This is a genomic window from Candidatus Sysuiplasma jiujiangense, assembly GCA_019721075.1.
In the GTDB taxonomy this organism is placed as follows: Archaea; Thermoplasmatota; Thermoplasmata; order Sysuiplasmatales; family Sysuiplasmataceae; genus Sysuiplasma; species Sysuiplasma jiujiangense.
This window is the reverse complement of record JAHEAD010000003.1, coordinates 66254-87567: the sequence shown is the minus strand read 5'-3', so window position 1 is coordinate 87567 and position 21314 is coordinate 66254. Positions and strand designations below refer to the sequence as shown.

General features: G+C 49.6%; 12 protein-coding genes. 2 read left to right on the top strand and 10 right to left on the bottom strand.

The window, feature by feature from the left end:
• The first annotated feature begins 6 nt into the window (after positions 1 to 6).
• Positions 7 to 1947, top strand: coding sequence for a type IV pilin (locus KIS29_03245; GenBank protein ID MBX8639336.1), 1941 nt, complete (start codon positions 7 to 9; stop codon positions 1945 to 1947).
• A gap of 1195 nt (positions 1948 to 3142) precedes the next feature.
• Here the strand turns inward: KIS29_03245 and KIS29_03240 are convergent.
• The 6 genes from KIS29_03240 to KIS29_03215 all read right to left on the bottom strand — a co-directional run bounded on the left by KIS29_03240 (position 3143) and on the right by KIS29_03215 (position 9906).
• A complete protein-coding gene (locus KIS29_03240; GenBank protein ID MBX8639335.1) occupies positions 3143 to 3424 on the bottom strand; it encodes an antibiotic biosynthesis monooxygenase in 282 nt (93 codons plus the stop codon).
• A gap of 102 nt (positions 3425 to 3526) precedes the next feature.
• Positions 3527 to 5251: a type II/IV secretion system ATPase subunit gene (locus tag KIS29_03235; protein ID MBX8639334.1), complete on the bottom strand. Its 1725-nt coding sequence runs from the start codon at positions 5249 to 5251 to the stop codon at positions 3527 to 3529.
• A gap of 3 nt (positions 5252 to 5254) precedes the next feature.
• Positions 5255 to 6172, bottom strand: coding sequence for a type II secretion system F family protein (locus KIS29_03230; protein ID MBX8639333.1), 918 nt, complete (start codon positions 6170 to 6172; stop codon positions 5255 to 5257).
• Positions 6169 to 7152 carry a type II secretion system F family protein gene (locus KIS29_03225; GenBank protein MBX8639332.1) on the bottom strand — a complete coding sequence of 328 codons (984 nt, stop codon included), beginning with the start codon at positions 7150 to 7152 and terminating at the stop codon, positions 6169 to 6171. Before KIS29_03225 ends, KIS29_03230 begins: the two co-directional genes overlap by 4 nt.
• Before the next feature lie 85 nt (positions 7153 to 7237).
• Positions 7238 to 8971: a type II/IV secretion system ATPase subunit gene (locus KIS29_03220; protein ID MBX8639331.1), complete on the bottom strand. Its 1734-nt coding sequence runs from the start codon at positions 8969 to 8971 to the stop codon at positions 7238 to 7240.
• 2 nt (positions 8972 to 8973) lie between these two features.
• Positions 8974 to 9906 (bottom strand): hypothetical protein, encoded by a 933-nt coding sequence (locus KIS29_03215; GenBank protein ID MBX8639330.1) that lies wholly within the window; start codon positions 9904 to 9906, stop codon positions 8974 to 8976.
• Positions 9907 to 10078: 172 nt separating this feature from the next.
• Here KIS29_03215 and KIS29_03210 point away from each other — a divergent pair, with 172 nt between their 5' ends.
• Positions 10079 to 10846 (top strand): SDR family oxidoreductase, encoded by a 768-nt coding sequence (locus tag KIS29_03210; GenBank protein MBX8639329.1) that lies wholly within the window; start codon positions 10079 to 10081, stop codon positions 10844 to 10846.
• A gap of 33 nt (positions 10847 to 10879) precedes the next feature.
• On the opposite strand, the gene KIS29_03205 is transcribed toward KIS29_03210, so the two are convergent.
• The 4 genes from KIS29_03205 to gyrA all read right to left on the bottom strand — a co-directional run bounded on the left by KIS29_03205 (position 10880) and on the right by gyrA (position 21309).
• Entirely contained in the window at positions 10880 to 16531 is a 5652-nt protein-coding gene (locus tag KIS29_03205) for a hypothetical protein (GenBank protein ID MBX8639328.1), read from the bottom strand.
• A gap of 221 nt (positions 16532 to 16752) precedes the next feature.
• Positions 16753 to 17685, bottom strand: coding sequence for a zinc ribbon domain-containing protein (locus tag KIS29_03200; protein MBX8639327.1), 933 nt, complete (start codon positions 17683 to 17685; stop codon positions 16753 to 16755).
• A gap of 200 nt (positions 17686 to 17885) precedes the next feature.
• Positions 17886 to 18590 (bottom strand): RAD55 family ATPase, encoded by a 705-nt coding sequence (locus tag KIS29_03195; GenBank protein ID MBX8639326.1) that lies wholly within the window; start codon positions 18588 to 18590, stop codon positions 17886 to 17888.
• Between the two features lie 82 nt (positions 18591 to 18672).
• Positions 18673 to 21309: a DNA gyrase subunit A gene (gene gyrA, locus KIS29_03190; protein MBX8639325.1), complete on the bottom strand. Its 2637-nt coding sequence runs from the start codon at positions 21307 to 21309 to the stop codon at positions 18673 to 18675.
• Between the last annotated feature and the right edge of the window lie 5 nt (positions 21310 to 21314).

The following is a 21314-nucleotide window of genomic DNA, read 5'->3' as shown; positions in this document are numbered from 1 at the left end:
AGTTTCATGATTAATTCGAGGAAGAGTACTTCAAGGAAGGGAAGGAAGGACTCGGGCGTTTCTGAAATCATTGGCGACATACTGATACTGGGAATAACGGTAACCCTGTTTTCGACAATATTCCTCTATGTGAATGCCTTTCCGACGCCGAATGCCCAGACCTATGCCGACTTCAATGCTACACTGTCTAACACCACCTCTCCCACTTATCTGAACATTACGCATGAAGGGGGCCAGGCACTCACAAGCTCCCTTACGGCCGTTGTTGTGCAGGTGAACCAGAACACATCTGTTTTTTCCCTGGATGAGGGATATGGCCAGAATTTCTCACATTGGAATTCTGTCCGATGGACAATAGATATACTGTGGGGAGTAAATCTGACCGGATCTTTAGCCGTTACGAGCACAAGCGTTGTAATGGTATCAATTATTGACAAGGCCAATAACTATCTTGTCTGGAGCTCTGTTCTTCAAGGAAAACCTTCACATGTTCGGCCAGTAATTCAGAGCGCCTGGGCTTTGCCCAATCCGGTAAGTCCTGGAAGCAACATCACTGTGTATGCAAGTATATATGGAAGCAACCATGCGATCACTGTTACCGCGAACGTAAGTCTTCTCAATGACTCCAGCAAGGCAAAGTGGATGCCAATGCTCACAGCAGGCTCTTCGGGTGGTCTCTATAATACAACATCCTTTCGTGTGAATGCAACCATGGTCCAGGTGGGCAGTTCTTATCCGGTGACGGTAACTGTCAATGACACAGTCGGGAACTCTCATACATCCTCCAATTACACTTTTATGGTGTCAGTGGAAAACACAGGTCCTAATATTGTAACCGCGAGCATTAACCCGAATCCGACAACCCCGACGACAATGGGAGGTAAGTTCAGCATAACCGCGTATGTTGTTGACAATAATCAACTGGCATTTGATCCTCTTAATAACGGCAAAGGTGTTGGAAGCATTACAGTGAGGGCTCTCAGTCCGTCATTGACGAACATATCCGTCAGCGGTTCTCCAAAACCAATGAATACCACGGACTATCCTGGAATATACACCCTGTCCGGTAAAGTAAACTCCTCAGCTTCTGGCGTGGAACCATTCCTGATAACAGCGACCGATTCGAGTGGCAATAAAGCTTACTTCACTGTGGAGTTGGTGGTGCTTCAATCCCTCAATTCGAGCTCCTTATTGAATCAGTCTTACCCATCGAAATATCTTGGAGATACAAGCATGAGCTTTTCACAGTTCAGCTGGAGAAACATGAGTACAGGCGCAAATCCGAGTTATAATTCCGGATATAGCATACCTACCAGTGATGTGATATATTCATCTACTCCGCATAAATCAAGCGCAGGCGTTTATTTCAATCTCGTCCTTGAAAATCACAACTGGTCTGGAAGTGTGACGACTTCGCATGATATCTACCTTGATGGTTTCTCCCAAATTGCTTTTGTGTTTTTCAGTTTTTCCACGCCCAATAAATTCTATGCTGATATGTCATTCATAGTAATGAACGAATCTGCAGGAGCCACTGAATGGTTCGTCAACTCATCCGGCACGCCTGGATACCATCAGACCACAGTAAGTCAAAGCAGTGCTACTTATCCTGCTCTTGGGAGTCCTTCCTCCTATAATCCGTCAAATTATATACTCCTTCCAGCAGCGATTGGAGGGGTTGCCGTTTCAGTAAACGTGAGTTTTGGAATATCCGAATCATCATTAGGCACCAAACCATCGATTCCACCGCCAACATCAACTGGCGGTCCTTTTATAACCGGCGCATTTGGTAGCGGGTCAAGTGGTGTAGGCACGCCAGCGGTATCTGCTGATTTCCTGATACTTTTCGGGTATCAATGGCCGGCGGAAACTCCACCTACAACTCTGACAACAACTGGGATACCATATGGGCAATCGCTTCCTTTCACTGGAATTTACTGGTACTGAATGAAGTCTATCATGGTGTCAATTTGTGAACTGCACTTTCGTGAGACTCGTTTAACCTGACTTCTCGCAAAAGGAATGGATATGACATTCTCGACAGAGAACATCCATCCTTCTTGCCTCTTTCGTGAAAGACTTTGCATCTCTCAACTGCTGGCATGTGTTATCGACTTTTATTACCCAAGTTCGACAGGATTTTTTGCGTGATTGTTCGGGAATTTCACTTTCGTTTGTAGTGGTAATCGAGAAGAGAAGTCTGTTTAGACAAACTGAACATTCTTCTCTTCCGTAAACACCTTCTCTCCGATGTCCCGCGACTCTGCGAGTGCGGTCTGCCATCCTGTGCGCTGTGTTGCGGTGAATCACCTGCGTGCCGAATCATCCTTCACCGCATGTTCGCTGAGAACTATGTTGCCGAATGAACTGAAGACGCTTTCAGCACTTATTGCTGGCAGCTGCCTGTCCGGGCTATTACGTTCGTGCATTGTCTTCACATCGATCTCGGCAATGCGTTCGATGAGATACGCAAGCACGCAGATCCATATGTGTTCAGCAATCCTGTCACAAGGCCTGTAACCGACAGGCCTGACATCGAGCGATGATCTTAATTTGGAAATGACATTTCAATTTTTGTCATTTTTGTCGGAGTAAAACTTGTCTCAATAGGGTGGATACTGGGAACTTTCATCCTGATGAAATTGGAGGCTCTAAACCAACAATTGCCTGCTGGCCTTGTCGTCGCTTAGTTGTTCCGCTGTCTGAACGTTCTCTGCAGCATTATGCGCTCTGTTCTGTACGTTTCTTCAATGGTGTAATTAGCCCCCATCAAGAATGCTTTTCCGGAGAAACAATGGTAGATTTATTGTGTTTCGTATACTCAATACACACATGCACGATAAATCGAAATTACCAACGCAAAATCATCATTTCACCAGGGAGGCAATTCACATTGTAGAACCTCGGTTACAACGGATAAATGCGTTCCTCTTCCCTCGCCATGTGACGTTGACGTCAGGTGAGTTCATCGAGTTGAAGGAGAAGGAGGCAGAACAATGAAAATGAGAAAATCCGCCACAACCATCCCCCTTCCATCTGGACTCTTCATCATGGAGGCTGGTCATTCCCGAAAAACAAGAATATAGGCACGAAAAGGGCAACGTTTTCGACTTTATGAACACATGATGCGACGGCTTCCTCATCAGGCGTTGTAAATCTTGTGAGATGGTCTTCCGGCGAGCATATCGGATCCGCCTTCCTTTGCGCTGCTGAAGTCTCTTGACTTGATGAATTCTTCAAACGATTCTCTGTCCTTCCATTCCGAATAAATGAGATAGCTGCCCGGTTTATCCACCCGTTTGTAAAGAAGAGCGGAAACGAAACCTTTCTTTTTCTTGATTTCCGCGACGACCAGGTTGAAGTAGCTTTCAAAATCATTTTCCTTTCCCGGCACGACGTCGTAATAGAGCCCTACTGTCAGCATTTTATCAATTCCGGGATAGCCGCGCCTGATATTTCAGCATTGTTCAGAGAATGGAAACTGATGTTCAGGTCATATTCACTCTTGCAGATTACAAAATACAATCTATGCCTTTGTTGTGGGCTGCCCGGGCTGTCCCTGGCCGCCCGGCTGGCCCACATCAGTCAATTCCTTCTCAATCATTTCTGTTGTCCTGTCGGGGTCCCTGTAGTATGCAGATATCAGGGATGCGACCTTCTTGTAGTTGTTGTAGTTCTTCTTCCTCATGTATTCGAGGACGAGAACCCTTCTGCGCATCTCGTTCTCCATCTGCCTCGGGGACCATCCTCTGGACAATCTTATCTTTTCAAATATGTAGCTGTGCCCTGAGAAGTGGAAGCGGTCATCGGCCGGATTCCAGTTAAACACCGAGTTGTATATGATCTCGTTTGTTTCCGGATCAAGACCGACGATCTCGGTGAGCGACTTGACCCTTCTTGTCATCTTGGTGCCGACCTTCACCTGCCCCTGGAGGAGCATTATGTTCAGTGCCGTCATGAGTGACCTCGGGAGATTTATCGGCTCACTTTCCATCCTGTGTATCATTGCACTCAGATCGTCGGCATGGAATGTCGAATAGGCTATTGTGCCTGTGGCCATTGCCTGAAACACCACATACGCCTCCTTGCCCCTGACTTCTCCCACCATCAGGTACTGGGGTCTCTGTCTCATTGCTGCGGTCAGCAGGTCGAACATGTCAACAGCTCCGGCCATCTGGCCTGAAGACTTGCCGCCAAAACCTTCCCTTGTCACGGATGCAATCCAGTTCTCGTGCGGAAGGTTAAGCTCCCTGGTGTCCTCGATGCTTATTATCTTCATCTGCGGCGGTATGAAGAGCAGAACAGCATTGAGTGTAGTGGTCTTGCCGCTTGCTGTACCTCCGCAGACCATCATCGAGCTGCCATATTCTATACAGAGCCAGAGATAGGCCATCATCTCGATGCTCATTGTCTTGAAGCGAACGAGGTCTATCGGTGTGAACGGGTCGTCCTTGAACCGCCTGATTGTAAACGAGGAGCCCTTCTTTGTAACATGCTTTCCCAGTGTCGCATTCAGCCTTGAGCCGTCTGGAAGCGTGGCGTCCAGCATCGGGTTTGCCACCGATATGGTCTTCCCAGAGCGCTGTGCAAGCCAGACAACAAATGCATCGAGGTCGGTCTCCTTCTCAAATCTGATGTTCGACTTTATTGAGCCGTATTTCCTGTGGAAAATGAACAGCGGTATGTTGACGCCGTCGCAGGAAACGTCCTCCACGTTGCTGTCGAGCATAACGCCCTCTATTGTGCCCAGTCCGACCAAATCCCTGCTCAGGTAATAGAATATTCTCTCCATTGATATGGGGTTGAGTGAAATATCGAGGGCACGCATTACTTCAAGGGTTGCCTTTTTGAGAACCTTTTCCCTCTCCTCCTTTTCATCCTGTTCGGACAAGTTGAGCGTCGAGACCAGCGCTTCCTTCAGTTTAGTCAGTACGCTGCGCTCATCCAGGGATAGCGGGGGTTCTATGAGCTCGTATATGTATTCATTCGGTATGGTGTCGTACTTTATGCGTGCGTAAGAATAGGGCTCCTTCAGAGGTATGAGCTCCACCTCTTCCACCGTCTTCTCGTTAATCAGCGGAACCGGGGTTATTTTCTCGTTGCGTCCTTCCTTAAATTCTTCCTCGGTTATCCTGACACGCACGGGCTTGTTTCCGAGGGAATTCAGGAAACGGATGTATCTGGATTTCATTCCCATGTGTCTTTTCTGCTGTTCCTCTTCCTGCTGTTTCTGCTCTTCCGCGCTTACCATTTCTCAGACCCCCAGCAGGAAATGCATGAAGACAAGCCCGATTACAAGCATGATGGCGCTGTGCCTCATTCCGTTCGTAATCTTCCCGTCCTGTATTACTCCAGCCATAATACCGTCACCTGTTGCATGAACAATGACTGCTATGTAGAACGCGAGTGTTACCGGTCCTATTGCCAGGACATTGACCTGCGATATGCCGCTTGTGGTGAGGACCCCCCCGGCATTCTGGAGCTGCGTGCCTGCCTTCTTTATCTCGGGTATGAATGTTGCCTCGAGTATGAATATGGTTGCAAGGAACACTGCAAATGATATGTAGATTACAACCATGTATGTGCTCATTGCAATTGTCCGTTCCTTTCTGTCGAGTATCCTCTCTCTTGCATCGTGCGCAACCATGTTCAGTACATCTGAAACATTCCCTCCCGCGTCACTTGCCTTGATGATTATGTTTGAAATTCTTGTTATCAGTGCGCTGTTCATCCTTTCGGAGAACATCCTGATTGCCTCTGTCGCCGGAACCCCCCAGTCAATCTGTGCGGACATCCTTCTGATCTCAGGCGTGAGTTTTCCGTACTTTCCCGAAGATGCAATGAGGATGGCCTGCGCCAGTGTCATTCCGAATCGTCCAGCCTCCGCAACATCCCTGAGGAAATCCGGCACCCTTTCTTCAATCAGTGCGATTTTCCTGACCTGCATGCTTGCATAGATACCGTACGGTCCGGTCATTACTGCCAGCGCCAGCACAATCCAGTCAAGAAAACCGAATCCCAAGTAATTCTGGCTGTTCATGGCACCTACGATGCCGATGAGCAGGAAAATGAACATTGTTGCTACCGAGACAGCGAGTATCTGCTTGCCCAGATCCTTCCTTACGTTCATCAGCGGCTTGAGATCAACGTAAGATGAGACTGTTGCGTTCATTGTGCGGCCTCCTTACTAAGGTTCCAAACAAAGAAGATGAAGCCTGCCTGTGATGCCGGTATCATCAGGAGCACAACGACAAACAGCAGGAGCACGGTGGAGGTCAGCGGTGTTCCGAACAGGACTGCAACAGGTGCCGCGGAACCGCCGCCGTTGACTATCGCCATTATCGCCATAATGACGACAAGGAAGAGGGGGAATGCCACAACAACAGTCACAAATGTCTCTGCAAAGAGGCCGAGTGTTTCCATATCCCTCTTTGTGTTGAGTTTGTCCTCCTTTTCGAACTGTTCGGCCTTTGCGAGGAAATAAGGCTTCAGCTGGCCTCCGGAAGTGGCGGTTGTCACAACACCCTGCAGGAAGTCCTGGAATTTTGTCGAGGGTGTCCTGGCGGCTGCATTTCTTATTGCTGTCAGTATGTCCACACCCAGAAGTGTTGTATCCCTAGTAATCCACTCGGCTTCCTTCTGTACCTCTCCGTAAATTGGCTGTTTTGCGAGCTCGCTGAATATTACATCAATGTTGACATCCGCGGATGCAAGCGCGGAGATGAAGCTCATTGCGCTCCCGATGTGCCTGTTGATATCCCTTCCCCTGGTGTTTGCCTTTGAGGACGGGAGGGAATTGAGGACAAAATAAGTGATTATCGGAGGCAGCAGTGCGGGAAGAATCAGGGCAGAGATTCTGAGAACAACAATCTGGTTGAGCAGCGCGAGTATGACACCGCCGAATACAACGCCCACGGCCATACCGATAATGAAAACGATGATTGTGGACATCCATACGTACGCCGTGTACTCCTCGGGCCTGATCTTGATATGCGCCTTTATAAGGCTGTCCTCAAGCGACTGGTTCTGCCTGAATCGTGCCTCGACAAACCTGTGCATCGTTCTCCAGCAGAACTGCTGGTAGGGCGTCAGTTTCACATAGTCGGGGACAGTTCCATGAGGAAGCCTGATGGGATGCGGCCCTTCCAGCATCCTCTTTGACTTTACTGTTTTTGTTCCCAGGTAGCTCTTCTTGACACCCTCGAACCTGCTGAACAGGTTTGACTCATCCTGCTGACTAGACAACTACCGCATCCTCCGCAACTTTAACAGTCCTGCTGAGTGTCGACCGCACCATCTGCATCGTTCCTTCCTGATCCCTGTAATATTTATTGATGAGGGCCCAGATATCCATGTGATTGTTCATTTCTCTCAGAACCATGTACCGCACTATGTCGATCCTTCTGTTGAACTCGTCGTTCAGCTCCTCGTGGGTCCAGTTTTTCAGATCCATGAGTTTGTCAAACAGGGCACTGTGCCCCTTGAAGTTGAAATAATCTTTGACCTGATCCCATTCAAAGACAACGTTGGTTATGATTTCGTTGGTGCCCGGCTCGAATCCTATGAGTTCAACGATATTCCGGATGCGCCTTGCATTTTCCTTTCCGACCCTGACCTGCTGCTGTACCACAACCGTCCTGAGCGCGGTTAGCAGTATCCTCGGTATGTTGATTGGCGGATTCTCCAGCCTGTTGATCATCAGTTTGACGCTGTCTGCATGCATGGTCGAGTAGGTCGTGTGCCCGGTTGCCATTGCCTGAAACATCGTGTAGGCTTCCTTTCCCCTGACTTCACCGACAATGATGTAGTTAGGTCTCTGTCTGAGAGCTGCCCTCACAAGGTCGAACATGTCTATTTCCCCGGGCGCCTTCCCCTGGGCGTTTTTCTCTCCCACGCCGGATCTTGTGCTTCCAGGTATCCAGTTTTCATGGGGAAGATTTATTTCCCTCGTGTCCTCCATCGTGACGATCTTTGCACTCGGCGGAATGAAGAGGGAGATCGCGTTGAGTGTGGAAGTTTTGCCGTTTCCCGTTCCTCCTATTATCATTGCGGATTCCCCGGCTTCCACGCTCATCCAGAGGTATGCTATCATTTCTGGGGACGCAGTCCCGTAGTTTATCATGTCCACCGGAGTGAACGGCTTTTCCTTGAACAGCCTGAAGGTGAATGAGGATCCCCTGCTTGTCACCTCTCTCGCATAGGTCGCCTGAAGTCTGTGACCTTCAGGGGTGGTGCCGTCAAGTATGGGATTTGAAACGCTTATCTGCTTACCGCATTTCTGGCCTATGTAGACAACAAATGAGTTCAGCTGTTCTTCATCCCTGAAGACAACATTTGTTTTGACGCTCTCGTACTTCTTGTGGAATACAAATATCGGAACATCCACTCCATCACAGCTCACGTCTTCTCCGAAGACGTCGTTTATAAAAATGTCCACAGGACCGTATCCGATGAAGTCCCTTATGATGTAATATGCAAGCTTGTCCTTTGTAATGGGTGTCAGGTTAAGGCCCCTTGTGCTCAGGAAACTCTCAATGCTGCGCTTCAGGTATTCCTTCCTGTCCATCTGCGAGAGCTGCTTGTATTCATAATCGAGCGTCCGCTGCAGTGAATTCTTCAGCAGTGAGAGAAGTTTCGTCTCGGTCTCTGTCAGCTGCGGTTCGATTGCTTCAAGAAGGTATTCGCTGGATTCGCTGTCGTATGTGACCCTGATATAGGAATACATTTTCCTGACAGGGTATATTTCGACAACTTCCATAGTCGGCTTGAGGAGGGGGGGTATAACGGTGTACGGAGAGCCCTTGCCCTCAGCCCAGTCCATCTTCCTGTCAACCTCATCCCTGGGCATTTTGATCTTGACACGCCTGTTCCCTCTCTTTGAAAGGAAGCGTTTGTAGCTTTCACCTATGAGTGATGGGATGCTCCTTCTCTGTGTCTCGCTCTCGTGTGAAGTTTCTGCGGTTGATGCCATTTTCACTCCTCCGCAGCGATACTCACAATCGCGGTAGAAAGTGTAATCTGAAATCCCTTACTGGGTGTCACTGTTACTGTCAGAATGTAATTCTGAAAGCTAAGATTTCCGACACTCACCTTCAATCCATGCCCCTGGCTCAGTCCTGCCTGTCTGAATGCTGAATTTATGAAATTCTCCCATGCTGAGGCGAATGGCGTAACTATCTGCATTCTGATGGAGCCATTCACGCTGTATGTCCCCTGCGAGAATTCAAGCAGCTGCGAAGTAAGGCCCACGGTATTTGTTCCGGAATAAGTGACATTTGATGATGTCGGTGTCTCCACAGACAACTGCAGCAAACGCATACTAACTGTATTGCCGCTGCTAGTGACATTGAAGCCTGGATTCGCGAGCATTACCTGACCGCTGCTCTGCCCTAGGATAACAGCATCATTCTCATAGAGGATTGACTGAGGGATATAGTACCTGTTGGGTATGTTCACGACGACACCCCCTCCAGACGTTGAATTCTCAGAGAAACTGTGGCCGTCAGCAGTGTAATTGAATACAACCGAGAATGAAGGATCCTGCATCCCAGCTTCAGGCACTATGCCCAGCTGTCCCTGGGTCCCGGTAGCAAACATCGGCACGCCGGATGAGCCAAGCGTAAGCGGCGTGTAGGCTGAAAGAGTGCTCGAGTGGGAGTTGATGTAATACATCATCATGTTGTCTATCGCCTGTTTGAGCTCCGATATCTGCGTTATCACCTGGCTGTCATGGTTGTGCTCGTTGCCGGCCATCATCGAAGGCACATAGTGGTTTGTGAATATTCCAAGTATTGAGAGAAAAACAAGTAACGCCAGTATTGTTCCGACTACAGAGGCCACTCCCTCCCTGTCAGCCATCTTCTTCGATGGCCTTATGGCTGTCTTCCCTCTCTCTATAATGGGCATCAACTGCACTGTTCCGGGGTTAAAAAGCCTTCAGTTGGTTATATAATTGTGATGCTCTGGTTATCATGTTTTATTCTGTATTTCTGTGCCCCGCACGTCATCCATCAAAACAGTCTTTCCCGGTCGCAAACATTCAGACAGCTTATTTACCTCCTCTGAATTACTATCAATCATGCCCTCGAGAGATGAGTTCAACGGCAAGTCGGTAATCGTAACAGGAGGAACATCAGGCATTGGTCTGGCAACCGCCAGTCTCTTTGCGGCAAGGGGTGCAAACGTCGTAATCACTGGCAAAAACAGGGAAAAGGGGAACAGGGCTCTGGCACAGATCAGGGGAAAAGGCAGTGTCGAATTTTTCAAGGGCAATGTGAGCAGCCAGAGCGATGCCGAAAGACTTGTTTCGTTTTCTGAACGGAAGCACGGCGGCCTCGACATACTTGTCAACAATGCGGGCGTCTACATCGCAAAGAAGATCGATGAGACCAGCGAGGAGGAATGGGACTGGATTATGAATACCAACCTCAAGGGAGTTTATGTTGTAAGCAAGCAGTCCATTCCTCTTCTCAGGAAGAGCAGCGGCTGCATAGTCAACGTGGCCTCGGTCAGCGGTCTTGTCGGTGTGAAAAACGAGGCTGCCTACTGCGCCTCAAAAGGCGGTGTCATACAGCTTACAAAGGCAATGGCCCTTGATTATGCCAGTGACGGCATACGGGTAAATGCAGTCTGTCCCGGGGACGTCGAGACGCCAATGATGTGGGAGGCACTGAACAGGGTGGACGACAAAAATATGGCCGTGGAAAAGGACAAGGCACTGCATCCTCTCGGAAGATTCGGGAAGGCAGAGGAAGTGGCGAAACTGATAATATACCTCTCCTCAGGCGATGCCGCATTCATCACCGGCTCTGCAGTGAGCATAGACGGCGGATGGAGCGCTTATTGAGCGCTCCCTGAAAAGATTTCATTTTGCGCCGTTTTACTGGCTGCCGCCGCTGCTGCTCTGCTGATCCCCGCCTGCGGAACCGTCGGTTTGCTGGCTTTCCTGCTGTTGTGGCTTATCCTGTGGCCTGTCCTCTATCTTCCTTATTATCCGCTTCGGAACGACTATTCTCCTGGGCTCCTGTGGCGGCGCCTTTCCCTCGATGTTCTGCGGCGGCGGTGTCTCGGGCGGCTTTTCCTTCGGTGTCTCGCCCTTTGCAGGTTTGAGCACAGTTCCGCACTTCATGCATTCGATGGAATTCTCCGGATTCATTTCGCCGCAGGAAGGACACTGGATCATTTTTGCCTTCTTCATTTCCTGCTGCCTTGCCAGCCAGTCCTCGAACGAAAGGTAAGTGGGCTGTTTCTTCCACCAGGAAAGGAATGCCTTGTCCGAATATTTGCCTCCCATTTCTGCCCTTGCCTGCGCCTTGAACTTGTCGGTGAATTCCATGTATCCCTTTCTCATTTCGGCGTTCGTGTCGTCCTCTTTGTCAGCCACTCCCTCGTCCACGAATCTGACGCCGCATATCGGGCAGTCCTTCGAATTGGCAGGTATCCAGGAATTGCAGTTGCTGCATTTCGCGGTGCCTGTCTCGAATTCCACACCACAGTAGGAGCACTTCTTTGAGGTCTCGGGTATGAAAGCGCCGCAATTGCCGCATTCTACAACCCTTGCCAGACCGTATCTGTAGAGATATAGCGATACGCCTACAAATCCGGCTATTATGACAATGCCGATAAGCAGCCAGTAAAGCAGCGGTATGCCTGTCGAAGTCTGCGGTGAGATGACATTAAACGACTGTGAAGAGCTCACGAACTGGCCGCCGGAAAACACTTCGAAGTGGTATGCCCCCTGTGTCTGGGATGCGGGCAGGAATATTCTTGCAATCATGACGCCGTTGGAGTTCGTCGTCCCGCTGAATGTCGTGGATGACTGCGGCTGGCCCCTGATATTGTAGAGCTCAATGTTCACAGGGAATGACTTCATCGGCTTGTGTGTCACCTGGGAAGTGACGGTTACTGTCAGAACGATGTATGTTCCGGCTTTTACCGAGCTGCTCGAAATCAACACCGCGGCATTCACCTTTGCTATCGTGATGTTTATGGAAAGCGGTGCGGACAGTATGTCCTGGGTATAACTTGTCTCCTTTATCGTTTCATTCGGATTCACCACAGCAAGGAAGAGCATTGTCTCCTGCTTAACACCGCTCGGAAGTGCCGGAGCCGTCCAGACAACCGCCACATTCAGCGAAGAGTCTGCGGCTATCACAGGGATTGTCGTGTTGGCAACAGCCGTGGTTATGTTTCCGACGGATGGTCCCTCGAGTATTGTCAGAGGGACGTTATCTGCCGGCAGCTGCCCTGTGTTGCGGACGGTGACATTGAATGTGACGTTCGTCTCCTCCTGCAGTGGTCCCGATGCGGTCATGCTTGTCGGAGACAGGTACGGGAGAGAATAGACATCAACAGCTGTCTGCGCGATATTGTTCGTATAGCTTATTTCGGAAACTGCCCTGACTCCCGTTGCGTTGGCAGGATTTACATTGACTGTCACGGTAACATTTCCAGACAGTTGAGGTACGGCCCATTCTGCAATCACCGGCAGCGGAATGGAGCTGCTGACGCTCAGGGGCTGCGAGACGGACGCTACTGCCGTCTGATCTATGACTGTGTTGTAGTTGTTGCCTGATATGCCGAACTCTACGGTGAAATTCTGTGTAACTGCAGCGTATCCGATGTTGTAAACCAGTGCAGTTATGTTCACCGTGCTCTCTTCAACCACGAGCGACGGCGTTACGAATATGTTCTGTGAGCTTATTTCAAGATCAGGCAGTTTTATGAAAAGAACTGTTCTCAGCATTGAATTCTGCTGGATCAACGGTATTGAGTAGTGAGCGAGTGATATTGTCTCGTTTGGAGCATACCAGGTGCCTGCATTCACATAGCTTGTGTTTACAACATAGTCTCCCCTGTATGTGTCTCCGTGCGAGTTGATTATGTCAGACAGGCCGGCAAACACGACCGCACCCGTTGAGTTGCTGTAGCCCTGCGAGAACAGCGTACCGTGCGGTTCGGTGAGGTTTGCAAATGTGTAAACAGATACAAGCGCTCCTCCTATTGTTGTTCCTGACTGCCCGTATACATCAACCGTCAGCCATCTGTATATGTACGCGGCTGCACCGGACTGTGCGCTGACCGAGGGTGCCGAGATATTGTAAAGATTTGCAACTTCGCTGTAACCGAGTGATATGGGATTCGAGAATACGCTGTTGAATGAGTTGATGACAGCACCCGAGAAAGCTGCTGTAACAAGGCTGCCCTGCACCGCACTGTTGTTAATCCACACTGCAGCACTTCCGCCGGTTACAACGTTGATATTGGGACCCAGAACCGAGTTGATGAGGACCAGTTGTGCACTGCCGAAGACGTACAGGTTTACAAGGTAGTTTGAGGTTATCAGTGAATTTTCAATTACGGTCCTTCCGGTCTGATTCACAAGGAATGCATATTCTCCGCTGTACGACTCAATGAAGTTGATGCCGCCGTTTGAGACCATCAGGTACCCGCTCTGTGTCACCACTATGTTCGATGACATGTTTATTGATGATATGATCTGGAAGGGTTGTGACGGTCCTGAATTTGAATCATTTATAACAAGATCCTGCTGCCCGACAGAGAGGTAAATCAGCAACACGCTGTAATTCAGGTTTCCCGCGTGGCTGTATTGCACGATTGTCTGCGACGGATCTATGTAAACATAGATTGGCACTGAGCCTATTGTTGTCGGTATCCAGCTTATTGATGTGGTGTTGGTTCCGCCTGCTGACACGCTGGTGATACCGGTGCCGATCAGTGTTCCGCCGCTGAGCGGGTTACCGTAATAGAAACCGACAGTCAGATTTTTGACTCCCGCTCTTCCAAGCGTATTCTGTATGGTGGCAGTTATCACGACAGCCTTTCCGCTGAAAGCCGGGCTCGGGTTGAACGTTATTCCCGAAGATGATACTACAAGCTCGGGTAAATTGGGTTCAACATAGAAGAGTGTCGAGTTGAAGTCTCCGGAATAGCTGGACTCGGGAACAGTCTTGTTCGGGTTGGCATTCACGCTTATTGAATTGTTGCCGGCAGCGGAAAAAGTCCATGGAAGAGTGATTGTTTTGGTCTCTAACGGACTTAATGATGTAACTACATTTTCGCTCGAAACGAGTTGTCCGTTCGCTCCGTCTGATACATTTATCGTAATGGAATTAATTCCGGTCTGAGCGTCATCGGTGATATTGAAAGTAATCTGTCCGGTCTGGTTCTGGTAAACAAATGACGGTGTGACATATGGCTTTCCCACCAGAACGAGCGGGAGCGGTACAGTGACAGGAATGGACACATTAAAGTAGACAAGCTGTGAAGCTGCCGTAATATTCGGGAACGGCTCAAAGGCCATTGAGAAACCGAAATCAGCTCCATTGTAAATGACAGTCATTGTATAGTTTCCGACAAACATCGAGTCCGGGTATGTGGAATAATCTATCAGATCTGTAAGCAGCGGCACTACAGCATTTCCGAAGTAGTTGGTCACGTTGTAGTTTGAAGATGTTTTTCCAAGATATGAGAGGACGGATGAAGGCGGCGTCATCTGATAGTTGTTGAGAGGTGCCACATAATATCCTGCGGATGTTCCCGCAGAAACGTTTGTTGGGGTGCTGCTGCTGTATTTGAAACTCAGTCTGCTGTTGTTTACAGGGAGTCCCTGTCCATTGTGGACGGTGACATCCGCAAATCTGTAAATGTATGCCTGGGGCAGAATCTGGGCCTGCACCCTGAGATCCTTTATGCTTATTGTTACACCGCCGCTATTGTCGATATAGACAACCAAGTTTTTCAGTTCATTTAGATTGGTTATGCCCAAGGAATTCAGATTCGCAGAATATTGACCAATTCCGTTGCTTCCTATAGTAATGCCTGTCGAAACGTAATTAGAAATAGGTTCTCCTATTTGGCCTATCAATACTTCTTGCGCTGTTACCGTGTTTGTATACAAATATAGTGTCGCAGACTTGAGTTGTGTGTTGAGCGAAACGCCTCCTGAAACATTCATTCCATAGGTCTGCATAGCGCTTCCAGCGGTTATGTTGTAGTAGGTGGATGTGTTGGAGTCAAGCAGATTCAATTCCGTCGGACTTGCTGTGTTTGAAGGTCCAAAAGTCGCCGCCTTCGCTGTCATCGACGCAATCTGTCCCACTATGGCCGGCACGAACGGGCCGGTGTATCCGGAGGTGACTGACTGATTTACCGTGACGCCATAGAGATAGGCATGAGCAGTGTCTGCAACGGAAATAGCATCATGCAATGCTCCGCTGTCTATGAAATTCGCGTCGATGAAGCTGTCAATTGCTGTGAAACTTGAAGCACCGCCTATTGTCATATTCTTGTAAGCCGGCTGGTTAATAGTCATCAGGAACCAGAGCTTGTTGACAAGCAGTGTTCCAGATGAAACGTATATCCAGACAATTATCCTGCTGAGATCATTTTCTGTAAGCCCTCCAGGGAGGGTTATGGAGGAGGTGTAATAGTTGTTGGCATTCGGAGCATAGTAGGTCGCAGTATTGATGAGTGAAGCCTGCTGCACAGGATCCGTGGTGTTTCCGTATGCCCAGTAGACTGTAGCCGGTGTCCCTGATGTTGCTCCGCTCGTTTCGTATTCCACATTAAGCGTTACCGCGCCCAGCGGCTCGTTCAGGCCCCCGGTCGTGAAGTTAGTCACCGAAAGCTGATGTCCGGCCTGAACCACATAGTTTGACTGGTCAAATGCCGTGAGATTGAATATGTTCTGGTTGGTTGTTGTATCGGCAAGGGGTGCCTGCCTGAATACCGAAGTGGGTAAGGCCTCAAGGCTGTAAGACACGCTGTTCTTCTGTGCGCTGTCAGATGCAAAGGGATAGTGTTCGACGAACACCGTAGTCTGATTGTATGGCCCGTGCAGTGAATACATGTAAATCTTTGAATTTTGAAGCAGTACGTTCGCGGAATAGAACGAAGACACCGGAGGATTTGCAAACACATTGGGCGGGAAAACACTCTCGTTGATGTAGTTGGGGTTGAACTGGGATGCACTGAAACCGCTTATCGATGAGTCAATCATAGTGAAGTTTGAGCTGTATACGACAAACTGCCCGGGGAAAACAAAGGATGAATTGTCCTGCATCAGAATTGATGCTCCGTTGCTCTCAAATACGCCCAGCACCGGTATGTCGTTGAGTAGCTGCAGATTGGTCGTCACTGTCGAATGGCTCATTATGAGCCTGCCTCCGTCCTCTACAGTGATGTGGAATATCGATGCTCCCGGGTAGGTTCCGCTAGATGCAAACTCGTCGAACATCATTGTTTCGTTGGACAGCCTGACAACGCCCCCTTCCCTGATCGTGAGGTTGCCCTGCATTACCTGGGTGCCTCCGCTCAAATTCCAGCTGGTGAGGCTGTATCCCGTTCCGACGGTCACATTGCCTCCCTGCTGCGAGGATATAAGGGCATCCGGCCTTGCAGCATTCGCTCCAGGGGTATTCCCTATTCCTCCGAACATTGCGGACATTACAAACAGCGCAACAACAGACATGCACGCAAGTCTGATCAGTTCTGCTCTGGATCTCTGCATAATTTTACCCGCTTCAAGCGCGATTAACAGTTTAAAAAATTTGAGTTATCGTGCGATATAAAAATGCTTTTCTGTAATTATCAAAGCAATCCCCAACTGCCGCTGCCTGAAAAAAGAGCGAAAATGCGTCCAAAACAGGTGCTGGTTTGACGCAGCTGTTTTTAAAAATACCGGAAAAGGGGATATTAAAAGGGTTTGTTTCGGCAATGCATTCAGTGCATTCAGGCGATCTTCTTTTTTATGATCTTCCTGGAATCATCACCTGCACTGTTCTGGGTCCCGTGATTGGCGTTTTCCCCCTGTGGTGTAACTCGCTGTCCGCATGAGTAGCAGATGACCGCATCCCTGCTTATGATGGCATTGCAGTTGCTGCAGTACATTTCGTCTTCGGCGAGATCACTCTGGGATTGTGCCGTCTCGTTCACCTTTGCGCCGCATGAGTAGCAGATGACCGCATCCCTGCTTATGATGGCATTGCAGTTGCTGCAGTACATTTCGTCTTCGGCAAGTTTCTTCGTATCCGGTGCAGCATGAACCGGTTCAGGTCTTGCCTGCGGCTGCTGCTGGCGCACATGCGCTTCCTGCTCCTTCGGCAGTGTCGCATCCGCCGGTCTCATATTCTGAAGCTCCTTTCTCAGCGTCTCCTCAAGCATGACAATGGACTGTCTCCTCGCAACCACCTGCTCGATTATCTGCTTGAGTTCCTGCTCCTGCTTCAGCAGTTCGTCTTCCTTGCCCTTCAATGCAGACTGCTTCTCCTTTACATCCTTTTCAAGCGTATTCAGTTCGGAGGCCTTTGCCTCCAGATTCTGCTCTCTGAATGCCATAAGCTTCTCTTTACCGTTGAGCTCAATTTCCTTGCTCTGCACTTCCGCTATTTTCGTGTTCAGAGCCGACTCTGCTGCATGAATGTCATTTTCCTTCTGGGCTATTTTGCTCTCCCTGCCCGTCAGCACGGACTGCAGTTCGTTGAGGCTGCTTTCCTTTGCATTGAGACCTCTTTCCTTCTCATCAAGCAGTCCCTGCTTGGAATTCAATTCCTGTTCCTTTCTGTCCAGACTCTCCTGCCTGGTGTTCATCTCTTCGTGCTGCTTCTTAAGCTTGGTCGCAGTTTCTTCGATTACCTGCCATATAGGTGTTTCACTTGAACCCATTACCACTCCTCCGGAAACAAACAAGCGTGCATCAGGCCGGATGTCCAGTCAACGATCCGAAAGCACATATGTTTATTCATTCTGTTTCATAACACGAACTGACTATATTAAGCACTTTTCATCCGCTTATCGTTTAAGCAAACAACTCTCTTCGTCTCTGTTTTTCAGTCACGGTATGCCGTCACTTTCGCGTCATCAGCCTACATATTGCCGAGAAGCGGTCCGAGTACCTGCAGACCACCTCTTCCGATTTCCAGCGCGTGCCTCTCCATGCTGTGGTCGCATGCCCTCATTTTACCAATCTGGACGAATCTGGTGATCTTGCCCCGGTTGCTGTCCATGCCCAGATAGACAACACCGTCACTCAGGAACGCTTCGGTTCCCGCATAGAATCTGCCTTCTGCGATGCTCCCTTCCATGATAAGCATCGTGAACAGCCCCATTTCCCTCAGATTCTTGAAAAAGTGATACATGCTCTTCCTGAGGGAAACGCCGTCCTCCATCAGTGAGTACAGTGCTCCGAGCGAGTCAATGGTAAGCATCGTGAATGCCTTTCCATGCTTCTGCTTGAAGTTTTTTACCAGCCTTTCAATCAGTGATATGTAGTCCATTTCCGCATCGTCGCCGACGAGCTCCAGTTCCCTGATATCCGTGAAGTCGGAAACGAACAGGTTGCGGCCGAAGTCTATTCCCAGACTCTTCATGTTCTTTGTATGGCTTTCCGTGGTCTCCTCAAGCGTGAGGTAGAGCCCTATTTCGCCGCTTCCGGAAAGATGTTTCGACATTACTGAAAAGCAGAAGGATGTCTTCATCGAGCCGGGCGGCCCGATTACAAGGACAACCTTCGGCGCCTCAACGTCATTCCTGATTATTTTTTCCAGACCTGAAACAGTATCCCTGAGCAATCAATATGCACCGTTTCAACAATTCAGGCGCATTCAATATAAAGATTACCAGACGAGTTGCATCTGCACTAATTTGTTAAAATCACTCATCCGTTTCCTTTTCCTTCGGCTCAATGAGTTTGCTGTCCGGCAGCGGCTTTGTGTCTGCCGGAGGCTCCCGGGAAAGCGTTTTCTTCATCATCTCCTCCTGCTCCCCTTCCTTCATCACCCTCTCCTCCATCTCCGAGCCGACGAGCCGCGTCATCGCCGTGACCCTGTCGCCGCTTTCGAGTTTCATGATGCTCACCCCCTGCGTATTTCTCCCCATGACCCTTATGTCGTCTATGGGTACACGTATGACCATCCCGCTTTCCGATGTGAGCAGTACTTCGTCACCGGAATTGAATGCCCTGACAGCGACGACCTTCCCGTTTCTCTCGGTGGTCTTTATTGTTATTACGCCCTTTCCGCCGCGTCTCATCTTTCTGTATTCGCCCACCCACGACGGTTTGCCGTATCCGTTTTCGGTTACCGTGAGAAGCACATTCCCTTCGCTGGAAGAGCATTCCATGCTCACCACCTCGTCCCCTTCGCGCAGCCTTATGCCCCTGACCCCTGCCGCCTGTCTTCCCATCGGTCTTACGTCTCTCTCTCCGAACCTGATGACGTAACCGTTCCTTGTGGCGAGCACAACGTCCTGGCTGGCGTCCGTGAGAACGGTGCCGATAACTTCGTCTCCTTCCTCAAGGCCAACCGCAATTATTCCCATGGCCCTCACGTGCGAATATGCCATCAGTGATGTCTTCTTGACCTTCCCTCTCTTTGTGGCGAACAGCAGATAGTGCCCCTCGTCGAACGATTTGAGCGGTATGTTGTCAATAACCTTCTCGCCTTCCTCGAGGCGTGGAAGAAGATTCACGATCGGTCTGCCCGGGCTGTGGCGCGATCCTGCGGGTATGGCATATGTTTTAAGCCAGTAGGCCCTGCCCCTGTTTGTTATGAACAGTATGTAATTGTGCGTTGATGCCACGAACATGTCCACAACGTAGTCCTCTTCATGTGTATCCACGCCGGCAAGACCCTTGCCCCCTCTGTGCTGCTGTTCGTATGTTGCCAGAGGGACGCGTTTCACGTAACCCCTGCTGGTCACTGTGACAACAACCTCCTCGTCGGGAATGAGGTCCTCTATGGTCATCTCAAGTCCCTCGGAATTTATTTCAGTGAGGCGTTTGTCACCGTACTTCTCCTTGATTTCGTCCAGTTCTGTTTTTATGATTGTGAGTATCCTTGTTTCATCGCCCAGCGTTCTGGTGTAATCCTCTATCCTTGCGATCAGACCGCTGTACTCCGTCCGCACCCCGTCCATCTCAAGACCAGTGAGCTTCTGCAGTCTCATGTCCAGTATTGCCTTTGCCTGTTCCTCCGAAAGGCTGAATCCCCGAGTCTGCTCAGGCCGGTTTATCAGCGGGACTGTGGACCAGTCTGAAACATCCATCAGCCTGAGTCTTGCCTCTTCGCCTGAAGTTGATTTTCTGATGATGTCTATCATCCTGTCGATGTTCTCTATCGCAACCATCAGCCCTTCAACAATGTGCATCCTCGCCCTTGCCTGCTTCAGCTCGAATTCCGTTCTCTTCCTCACTATTTCCCTGCGGAAATCGATGAAGTTGCGCATGAGCTCCCTTAGCGAAAGCACCTTGGGCTCATTGTTGACAAGTGCGATGTTGATTATGCCAAAGGTGACTTCCATCTGGCTGTGCGTGAAAAGCTGATTCAGAACAACGTCCTCTATCGCATCCCTCTTCAGTTCGATTACAATTCTCATCCCGCTTCTGTCCGATTCGTCCCTGAGATCGGAGATGCCCTCGACACGTTTCTCCTTGACAAGGCGCGCAATGTCCTCGAGCATTGCACTCTTGTTCACCTGGTACGGTATTTCGTCCACGATGATCTTCTTTCTGCCTTCCTCCTCCTCGATATGTGTCTTTGCCCTGACTGTTATCCTGCCTCTGCCGGAAGTGTAGGCATCGACAAGTCCGCTGAGACCGTATACTGTGCCACCGGTCGGAAAGTCGGGTCCCTTGATGAATTGCATCAGCTGCGAAAGATCAGCCTCTGGATTATCTATGAGGTGCTTCATTCCGTCAACTACCTCTCCGAGGTTGTGCGGAGGCATGTTGGTCGCCATGCCGACCGCAATTCCGCTTGTCCCGTTCACGAGCAGGTTCGGGAACTTTGAGGGCAGGATCTCCGGCTCCCTGAGCGTTGCATCGAAATTGTCAACCATTCTGACTGTTTCCTTCTCTATGTCCTGCAGCATTTCTTCCGCAATTCGCGAAAGCCTGCACTCAGTGTATCTCATTGCGGCTGCCGTATCACCGTCAATGCTGCCGAAGTTTCCCTGGCCGTCTATGAGAGGGTACCGCATTGAAAAGGTCTGTGCCATCCTGACCAGCGCATCGTAGATTGCGATGTCACTGTGAGGATGATACTTGCCGAGCACCTCTCCGACAATCCTCGCGCTTTTCTTGTGTGCCCTTCCCGCATTGGCGCCAAGCTCATTCATTCCAAACAGTATTTTCCTGTGAACGGGCTTCAGTCCGTCCCGTACATCGGGCAGTGCCCTTCCCACAATGACGCTCATCGCATAATCGATGTAAGCCTTCCGCATCTCGATTTCAATCGGCCTGTTGATTATCCTGTTCGGTGCAGGCTCCGGTGAAATGCTTCCGTCTGTCATCTAAA

Excerpts from the sequence above, each read along its gene's own strand:
- KIS29_03215 (MBX8639330.1), bottom strand. The coding sequence starts at position 9,906 with ATGCCCATTATAGAGAGAGGGAAGACAGCCATAAGGCCATCGAAGAAG.
- gyrA (MBX8639325.1), bottom strand. The coding sequence starts at position 21,309 with ATGACAGACGGAAGCATTTCACCGGAGCCTGCACCGAACAGGATAATC.
- KIS29_03245 (MBX8639336.1), top strand. The coding sequence starts at position 7 with ATGATTAATTCGAGGAAGAGTACTTCAAGGAAGGGAAGGAAGGACTCG.
- KIS29_03205 (MBX8639328.1), bottom strand. The coding sequence starts at position 16,531 with ATGCAGAGATCCAGAGCAGAACTGATCAGACTTGCGTGCATGTCTGTT.
- KIS29_03230 (MBX8639333.1), bottom strand. The coding sequence starts at position 6,172 with ATGAACGCAACAGTCTCATCTTACGTTGATCTCAAGCCGCTGATGAAC.
- KIS29_03210 (MBX8639329.1), top strand. The coding sequence starts at position 10,079 with ATGCCCTCGAGAGATGAGTTCAACGGCAAGTCGGTAATCGTAACAGGA.
- KIS29_03200 (MBX8639327.1), bottom strand. The coding sequence starts at position 17,685 with ATGGGTTCAAGTGAAACACCTATATGGCAGGTAATCGAAGAAACTGCG.
- KIS29_03235 (MBX8639334.1), bottom strand. The coding sequence starts at position 5,251 with ATGGTAAGCGCGGAAGAGCAGAAACAGCAGGAAGAGGAACAGCAGAAA.
- KIS29_03225 (MBX8639332.1), bottom strand. The coding sequence starts at position 7,152 with ATGCTGGAAGGGCCGCATCCCATCAGGCTTCCTCATGGAACTGTCCCC.
- KIS29_03240 (MBX8639335.1), bottom strand. The coding sequence starts at position 3,424 with ATGCTGACAGTAGGGCTCTATTACGACGTCGTGCCGGGAAAGGAAAAT.
- KIS29_03220 (MBX8639331.1), bottom strand. The coding sequence starts at position 8,971 with ATGGCATCAACCGCAGAAACTTCACACGAGAGCGAGACACAGAGAAGG.